Raw genomic sequence first — 7044 nt, 5'->3', positions numbered from 1 at the left:
TCGGATTTTCCGTGGCAAAGATTCTATAGTGCCTCACGGGGACACGGAACTTAAACTTGGGGACCGTCTCATTGTGACGGGTTCAAGTGAGTATGTAGATGAACTGAAAATGGATCTTGAATATTAATGGTGAAATCAATCGGTGAAGTTTGCTGATTATCATTCATGAATGTTCCCTTTCTATCAAGCAATCTGTTAAACTACGGTTATAATTGTAAGTGTACATGATTCTTCCAGTAATTTTAAGTCAACTTAATGATTTAATAAAAAGAAAATACTTTCGTTGACAAACGCCGAGTTCACAATTAAGATTAAACGGTCAAAAACGAATAGAACGTCGAGGAGGGGAGCTATGGAACACTTAGATGACCAGGAGCGCCAAGAGGTCTGGGATACCATAAAGGATGCGCTTTTTAACGATCACATTGACCAATTCCGCGCCGAGTTTCTAGAACTCCACCCTTATGATCAGGCCATGATTTTTGAGGGATTAGATGTTGATGTTCGTATGCAGATTTATACGTATCTTTCTCCTGAAGAAGTTGCCGATTTCATGGAGCACATTGATTACGAGGAAATCGAGCCGTTTTTCTCTGAAATGGATCCCAGATTTGCTGCCCAGGTATTCGCAGAGATGTCTACGGATGATGCGGTGGATATCTTTAATGAACTGGACAAAGACAAAGTTGCCAGTTTCCTGACCATTATGGATAAGGAAGCAGCTCAGGAAATAAAAGATTTACTGCACTATGAAGAGAAAACTGCAGGATCCATTATGACGACTGAATTCGTCATCGTTGAAGCCGGCATGTCCATCAGGGAAGCTATGCTTCATCTTAGAAAAGAAGCCCCTGATGCTGAAACGATTTACTATACGTACGTCATTGATGAAGACAAACGTCTGGTCGGTGTTATTTCGCTTCGTGATTTAATTATTTCAGAAGACGACTGGCTCATTTCGGACGTTATGAATGAACGTGTCGTTTCCGTTTCCGTAGCCGAAGATCAGGAGGAAGTGGCACGGATGGTAAGAGACTATGACTTTCTTGCCCTGCCCGTTGTTGATTTCCAGAATCACCTTCTCGGTATTATTACAGTCGATGATATTATGGACGTTATGGAAGAAGAGGCAAGCGATGACTATTCCAAGCTCGCAGGTATTTCTGACGTAGACAGTCCAGATGAAAATGCCTTTGATTCAGCTAAAAAAAGGCTGCCCTGGCTGGTTATTCTGCTATTCTTGGGCAGTGTAACGGCAAGCCTGATCGGCCGTTTCGAGGATACGCTTGATAAAGTAGCGATTCTTGCGATATTTATTCCGCTCATTGCCGGAATGGCTGGAAATACAGGCACGCAGGCACTTGCGGTAGCAGTACGAGGAATTGCGACAGGTGAAATTGATAAACAAGGGAAGACTAAAATGATGCTTCGGGAAGCCGGAACTGGATTGATTACGGGGATTTCCTGCGGGGTCATCATCACACTCGTCGTTTATTTCTGGCAAGGGAACATCTTTTTAGGTTTGCTCGTCGGGCTTTCCATTTTATCGACGTTGATCGTAGCCACTTTGGCTGGATCACTCGTTCCTCTCATCATGCATCGATTTAATATCGATCCTGCTGTTGCATCAGGACCATTCATCACGACGATTAACGATATCATCTCCATACTGATTTATTTCGGTATGGCGACAGCATTTATGAATTTACTCATCTAGTGGAAGGAGGGCGAGTATGGAACATGGAGCTTCAGTAACTTCCTTAGTTATTGTCATACTAGCTGCATTTATCACTCCCATCTTATTGCATCGTTTTAAACTGAACATGATCCCCGTCGTAGTCGCTGAGATTATCGTCGGGTTAATAATAGGAAAAAGCGGTTTCGATATCGTTGAACAGGGAAGCTGGCTTGAGATTTTATCAACACTCGGGTTCATCTTTCTCATGTTTCTCAGTGGTCTCGAAATTGACTTCTCCATTTTTGCCAGAAGAAAGAAAAGGGCTAAGCCCGAAAATAAAGGTACAGGGGCCCCAAACCCAGTTATTGTTGCTTTAATTGTGTTTGTCGGCATATTCGCCATCTCCCTGGGCTTATCCTATCTATTTGTGCTGGCTGGCTTTATAGACAATGCCTTCTTGATGACGCTGATCATTTCTACCGTTTCGCTTGGCGTCGTCGTACCTACGCTGAAGGACGCACAGATGATGAAGTCCACGATCGGCCAGACCATTCTACTGGTTGCTGTTATTGCTGACTTGGCCACTATGATTTTATTAGCGGTCTTTGTATCGCTTTACGGGGAAAGCCAGGGAAATACATGGCTGCTGCTGCTTTTATTTGCGGTCGGTGTCCTGCTATATTTTGTCGGCAAACAGTTCCGTCATCAGTCCTTTGTGGAAACGATGGCCAAAGGTACCATTCAAATCGACACACGTGCTGTCTTTACGCTGATTATTCTGCTCGTAGCCTTATCAGAAACCGTGGGAGCCGAGAATATCCTTGGTGCTTTCCTGGCGGGTACCCTGGTATCCCTGCTATCTCCTAACCAGGAGATGGTCAAGAAATTAGACAGCTTTGGCTATGGTTTTCTAATTCCGATTTTCTTTGTGATGGTCGGGGTAGATATTGATATTTGGAATTTGTTTACCGATAATCGCGTGGTCATATTAATTCCATTATTATTCATAGCTCTGCTCGTATCGAAAGTCGTACCTGCGCTGATTTTGAAAAAATGGTATGATACGCGCACGGTACTAAGTACAGGATTCATTCTTACGTCCACGCTCTCGCTTGTGATTGCGGCTGCAACGATCGGTGAGAGAGAAGGCATGATTGATGCCCAGATGGAAGGTGCGCTCATTCTAGTAGCGGTGCTCACCTGTCTGGTCGCTCCGATTGTTTTTAAGAAAATTTACGGCAAATTTGAGGATGAACAGTCTAAGACGGTGGTATCCTTTATCGGTTCCAACCGGATGACGCTGCCTGTAGTCCGTGAGTTGGATATTAACTCGTATGAGACGCATTTGTATCATACAAAAGTGGATAAAATTGATGATAAAATCAGCCGCTCCTGTTTTGATATTAAGGAACTCGATGGCTATAATGTGGAAGCTATGAAAGAATTCGGGGTCTTTGAAGTTGACCTGCTGGTCGCTTCCACGGGGGATGAAGAAAAGAACGCGGAAATTGCACGTTTTGCGAAAGAAGAAGGAGTGGAGCGGGTTATTGCCCGTGTAGAATCTCCAGAGTTGACCTCCGAGCTGAAAGAGCTTAAGGTCAGCGTATTCTCTGTATTCTTATCATCCAAAGCTCTCTTGAAGGCAATGATTGAGGCGCCAAACGTCGTCGATATCATTACCAAACAGGAAAGTGCCCTCTACCAGATCAACATGAACAATTCCTCCTATAATGGAGTGTATCTCCGTGAATTCCCGTTTACCGGCGACGTGATCATGGTTCGGATTTTCCGTGGCAAAGATTCTATAGTGCCTCACGGGGACACGGAACTTAAACTTGGGGACCGTCTCATTGTGACGGGTTCAAGTGAGTATGTAGATGAACTGAAAATGGATCTTGAATATTAAATGATCAGGGGTCTCCTTTCGTTATGAAAGGGGGTCCTTTTTTATGGCGTGGATGTGTAAGGCTATGTGTGAATTGCGCTGTGGCGGAGAGGGAATGGGCCGTGGTGGAACGGGATTGGGCCGTGATGGAGCAGGATTGTGCCGTGGCGGAGCAGGATTGCGCTGTGGCGGACCAGGATTGCGCCGTGGTCAGAGGCAATGTGCCCTTCCCAACAGGAATAATAAGACGCATTGTGAAAAAAAGCCGCTTACGTGAAACGCCTATACTAAAAAAACGTAGGTAGAGTATGGAAGTTAAGACAGAGGAGGAGAATGATGACAGTACTTGTTGACCTGCTCCTGTTATTGGTGGAACTTACTATATTTAAGGTGCAGGAAGAAGATATCGAAGAAAATCTGAGGGAACTGAAAAAGCGTTCCTGGTTTCAAGACTATCTCGCTGATGAAACGAAAAGACAGCAAATCATCCATGATCAAAAAGACAGGCGCGTAATTGGAAGGTTTTCCACGAAGAAATTAAAAAAAGAATCGTATCAGGCGTATTGTCAAAGGAAACTAGATCGTGCGCTCCGGTAGAAGAATTTGGCCGCTTGAGCATGAACCTCCTTTAAGTATGGAGTTTTATGTTAGGCTTGAGAAAATATCAGGTTTTTAATTAGAAGGAGAAGGTCGCGGTAAAATGATAGAAGAATTTAAGGAACAGATGAAGCTGCCGGGTGCACGTTTGGGTGTGTCCATAGCAGCCATGGTATTTATAAGTGGAGTTCTTACTAAGATTTTTACCTTACTTTTTTAACACACACGCTGATTATCATTCATTGAACTCAATGGTTTTTCTAATCTCTTCTTCAACCAGCGCCCATGCTTCTTGAGCTTTGTGCTCTGGCCCTAAGTGGGTGAACGCGTGATAGCAGTCTTCAAATACTTCGTGTCTCACGGGCACACCGGATTTTTTTAATTTGTCTGCATACGTTTCAGCTTCTTGTGAAAAGGCGTCGTATTCCGCGGCAATTACAAGTGCTGAGGCAAGCTTGGCTGTATTCGGAGCTAGAACGGGAGAAGCCAGCGGATTTTCAGCCTGATTTTTCTTCGGGACATAGCACAAGTTTAAGAAATTAGCAGCCTGCGGAAAACGCGCACGACCGGGGTCGCCTTCAGGTTTATCAGCATGCGGAGTGACGAAGTCGAGCATGGGACAGATCAGCACCTGCAGGAGAGGTTGTGGTTCGTTCCGCTCCTTAAGTAACAGACAGAGCGCGGCCATTATATTTCCGCCCGAGCTTTGCCCGCCGACCATTATTTTTTCTGGGTCAATTCTAAGATCATCTGCATGGTCTTTAATCCAGTGCAGCAATTGATAGGTTTGCTCTACAGGTTTTGGAAAAGGGGATTCCGGCGCTTTGGCATAGTCTACATTAATAACGACGCAGCCCGTGTTGTTGGCAATTTGCCGGCAGTAAGGATCGTCCATCTCTTTGGAATTCATGATGAACGCGCCGCCGTGCAGGTTGATGTAAACAGGCAGATTATTTTCCTTAGCCCCTTTTGGGTAATAGCATGAGATATATGTATCTTTCACATCGGTTTCAACGAGAATGTCCTTTTTTTCCTGGACGGTTTGGATAGGAACCATGGGTGTGTTGAGAGATTGGTCAGAAAAGAAACGGAGTGTATTGGCTATAATAGACTTGTACATAATGGACCCCCTGTTTTTTTAATTGCATATACCCGGCATATAAGAAAGATAATCATGGCGGGACGCAAGCTATAAAAGACGAACACGATGATAAGCAGAATCTTCGCAAACAAAAGTTTACATATAAAAAAAGCATAAGCTATGCTTAAGTAAGATGAGGTGATCGCCATGTGGTTCATGTTCCTGGCCATAATTACAACCCTGCTGCTCTTTTGGCAGCGGGTTTCCTTTCCTATAGAAGAACCAAAAGGAACGAGTACATATTCGATAATTATACCAGCACGTAATGAAGAAGAGAACTTAAAGCGTTTACTTCCTTCCATTCTTGATAGTAAGAGTGAGCAGAGGGAAGTGATTGTCGTGGATGACCATTCGGAAGACCGCACCCGGGCAACGGCAGAATCCTTTGGGGTAACAGTCATCAGCAATCCGCCTTTACCGGAAGATTGGATGGGGAAATCCTGGGCTTGCTATAACGGGGCGAAAATCGCTAAGGGAAACACGCTCTTCTTTCTTGATGCAGACACCTGGTTCTCCAAACACGGGCCTGAAAAAATCATCCAGTACGCCGAGAAAAAGGGACGGGATGCCTTAGTTACGGTGCACCCGTATCACTACATGCATTCATTCTGGGAAAAGCTGTCCTCCATTTTTCATTTGGTCGTCTTTGCCTCAACCGGTATTACGACGATTGTGAAGGATCAAATCAGTAAGCATGGAGGCTTCGGTCCCTGTTTAATTATTCCAGCGGAGACGTACTGGAAGCTGGATGGTCATCAAGCCATTCGGAGTGAAATCGTGGAGCACCTGGCTCTAGCCAGACGCGCCGAAACCAGAGGTATTCAGACATACGCTTATAGCGGCAGGCATGTTGTAAACATGCGCATGTATGAAGCCAGTCTGAAAGCGGTAGCGGAAGGCTGGTCGAAAAGCTTTGCTTCTGGAGCAAAAACGGCATCACCGTGGATGACGGCTGCAACAATCCTGTGGATTACGGCCATGATCTCTTACCTCCTCAACATTCCTGAAATGGGGTGGTGGAGTGTCATCGGTTACGGAATACTTGCGTTCTGGCTCCAGCGAACGCTTCGGGAAATGGGGAATTTCAAGTGGTATGATGCGCTCCTGTTTCCGTTGCACTTCTTCTTTTTTGTACTGCTGTTTGCCTATTCGCTCTTGAAGACCTTCTTTTGGAAGGAATCTACCTGGAAGGGCCGCAATATAACCAGAAAGAATAAAAGAGGGTCTTCCTGATGATTACCAAGATTATTATTGCCTGGGTAATCATCCATATCGGTGTCAGTGTGCTCGTATCTCAGCTGCCTGCTTCTATGGTTTTATCTTTTTCAAAACTGTACCAGTTAAAGAAGTGGGAGCGAAACGGACGGGTTTACGAACGATTGAAAATCAGGAAATGGAAGCATGTCCTTCCAGAAGCCCGAAAATGGGTGAATCAGGGAAAGGGGAAAACGGCGGTCCAATTGCGAAACGAAAAAGATTTCCAAGCTTTGGACTTGCAGACCAGCCGATCCGAACTCTCGCACTGGGCGCAGATCCTGCCGTCCCCGCTGTTTTTCTTCTTCCTGCCTGTCTGGGCCGGGTGGGTTATGATTCTCTATGCCATTTTATTTAATATGCCCTTTATCATTGTCCAGCGCTATAATCGCTCCCGATTAGAACGATTCAGGAAGATTTACCAAAAGAAACAGCGATGAAAATATGCACCTGCTCACAAAAAAGGACGGAAAGCTATGTTACACGCTT

At 45.0% G+C, this 7044-nt stretch carries 8 protein-coding genes; 7 read left to right on the top strand and 1 reads right to left on the bottom strand.

Annotated elements, in window-relative coordinates; all coding sequences use genetic code 11:
- The 5 genes from ACTWPM_RS13720 to ACTWPM_RS13700 form a co-directional block, all read left to right on the top strand.
- Positions 1 to 127 (top strand): TrkA C-terminal domain-containing protein (locus ACTWPM_RS13720; protein WP_443133598.1); only part of this gene is annotated, 127 nt, incomplete at its 5' end.
- A gap of 225 nt (positions 128 to 352) precedes the next feature.
- Positions 353 to 1717, top strand: a complete 1365-nt coding sequence (gene mgtE, locus ACTWPM_RS13715) for a magnesium transporter (RefSeq protein WP_443133593.1) — start codon at positions 353 to 355, stop codon at positions 1715 to 1717.
- Between the two features lie 16 nt (positions 1718 to 1733).
- The gene (locus ACTWPM_RS13710; protein ID WP_443133592.1) at positions 1734 to 3584 is read left to right on the top strand and encodes a monovalent cation:proton antiporter family protein; all 1851 of its coding nucleotides are present in this window, start codon (positions 1734 to 1736) and stop codon (positions 3582 to 3584) included.
- A 43-nt stretch (positions 3585 to 3627) separates the two neighbouring features.
- Positions 3628 to 3840: a hypothetical protein gene (locus tag ACTWPM_RS13705; protein WP_443133591.1), complete on the top strand. Its 213-nt coding sequence runs from the start codon at positions 3628 to 3630 to the stop codon at positions 3838 to 3840.
- A 59-nt stretch (positions 3841 to 3899) separates the two neighbouring features.
- Entirely contained in the window at positions 3900 to 4160 is a 261-nt protein-coding gene (locus ACTWPM_RS13700; RefSeq protein WP_443133590.1) for a hypothetical protein, read from the top strand.
- A 235-nt stretch (positions 4161 to 4395) separates the two neighbouring features.
- On the opposite strand, the gene ACTWPM_RS13695 is transcribed toward ACTWPM_RS13700, so the two are convergent.
- Complete coding sequence (locus tag ACTWPM_RS13695) at positions 4396 to 5280, bottom strand: alpha/beta hydrolase (protein ID WP_443133589.1); 885 nt, start codon at positions 5278 to 5280, stop codon at positions 4396 to 4398.
- Positions 5281 to 5448: 168 nt separating this feature from the next.
- Here ACTWPM_RS13695 and ACTWPM_RS13690 point away from each other — a divergent pair, with 168 nt between their 5' ends.
- On the top strand, positions 5449 to 6534 hold the full coding sequence (locus ACTWPM_RS13690) for a glycosyltransferase family 2 protein (RefSeq protein ID WP_443133588.1): 1086 nt from the start codon (positions 5449 to 5451) through the stop codon (positions 6532 to 6534).
- Positions 6534 to 6995 carry a glycosyl-4,4'-diaponeurosporenoate acyltransferase CrtO family protein gene (locus ACTWPM_RS13685; protein WP_443133587.1) on the top strand — a complete coding sequence of 154 codons (462 nt, stop codon included), beginning with the start codon at positions 6534 to 6536 and terminating at the stop codon, positions 6993 to 6995. Before ACTWPM_RS13690 ends, ACTWPM_RS13685 begins: the two co-directional genes overlap by 1 nt.
- Positions 6996 to 7044: the final 49 nt, after the last annotated feature.

This window comes from Halobacillus sp. K22 (genome assembly GCF_052246795.1).
Lineage (GTDB): Bacteria > Bacillota > Bacilli > Bacillales > Halobacillaceae > Halobacillus.
Note: the sequence above shows the minus strand (reverse complement) of the source record. Positions and strands in the feature narration are given on the sequence as shown.

What these genes read in the sequence shown, in the direction of transcription:
- mgtE (WP_443133593.1), top strand. Translation starts at nt 353, where the DNA reads ATGGAACACTTAGATGACCAGGAGCGCCAAGAGGTCTGGGATACCATA.
- ACTWPM_RS13710 (WP_443133592.1), top strand. Translation starts at nt 1,734, where the DNA reads ATGGAACATGGAGCTTCAGTAACTTCCTTAGTTATTGTCATACTAGCT.
- ACTWPM_RS13705 (WP_443133591.1), top strand. Translation starts at nt 3,628, where the DNA reads ATGGCGTGGATGTGTAAGGCTATGTGTGAATTGCGCTGTGGCGGAGAG.
- ACTWPM_RS13700 (WP_443133590.1), top strand. Translation starts at nt 3,900, where the DNA reads ATGACAGTACTTGTTGACCTGCTCCTGTTATTGGTGGAACTTACTATA.
- ACTWPM_RS13695 (WP_443133589.1), bottom strand. Translation starts at nt 5,280, where the DNA reads ATGTACAAGTCTATTATAGCCAATACACTCCGTTTCTTTTCTGACCAA.
- ACTWPM_RS13690 (WP_443133588.1), top strand. Translation starts at nt 5,449, where the DNA reads ATGTGGTTCATGTTCCTGGCCATAATTACAACCCTGCTGCTCTTTTGG.
- ACTWPM_RS13685 (WP_443133587.1), top strand. Translation starts at nt 6,534, where the DNA reads ATGATTACCAAGATTATTATTGCCTGGGTAATCATCCATATCGGTGTC.